The following is a 648-nucleotide window of genomic DNA, read 5'->3' as shown; positions in this document are numbered from 1 at the left end:
GTGCCGGAGGTGCTGCACCGGGCGCTGATCGGCCTCGCCTGGCTGGTCCGCGCTGGCCTCGTCCCGTCCCTGTCGTCGCTGGCGCCGCTGATGCACTGGGCGACCAACCGGCTGTCCTGGGGCGAGCATCGCGGCGGCATGTTCGTGGCGGTCGAGGGTGCGGATGCGGATGGCAGGCCGATCAGGCGGTCCTGGCACCTTTTGGCCGAGGGCGATGACGGGCCGCTGATCCCGTCCATGGCGGTCGAGGCGATCATCCGCAAGGCGCTCGACGACCGCATGCCCATGCCGGGCGTACGGGCGGCGGTGCGCGACGTCGAGCTAGAGGACTACGAGAAGCTCTTCGCCAGCAAGACGATCTATACCGGCTTGAGGGACGACAGTGAGGCCAGAGGCCTCTATCCCGACCTGCTTGGCGATGCCTGGAAAAACCTTCCCGCTGAAATCCGCGCCATCCATGAGGGAGCGGCAATGGCGCAGGGCCGCGCCAGAGTCGAACGCGGCAGCGGCATGCTTAGCCGGCTTGCGGCGCGGCTGATCGGCTTTCCCGCCGCCGCGACGGATGTCCCGGTCAAAGTCAGTTTCGATATCGGCAAGGACGGCGAGACCTGGACGCGGACGTTCGGAACCCACAGTTTTTCGAGCCGG

General features: G+C 67.7%; 1 protein-coding gene. It reads left to right on the top strand.

What is annotated here, in order from left to right; all coding sequences use genetic code 11:
* Window positions 1-648: DUF4166 domain-containing protein (locus EN852_RS34625; protein WP_135879572.1), on the top strand; the 648-nt coding region annotated here is incomplete at both ends.

This window comes from Mesorhizobium sp. M2E.F.Ca.ET.209.01.1.1 (assembly GCF_004010375.2).
Classification (GTDB): Bacteria; Pseudomonadota; Alphaproteobacteria; order Rhizobiales; family Rhizobiaceae; genus Mesorhizobium.
This window is presented reverse-complemented; position numbering and strand designations above follow the sequence as displayed.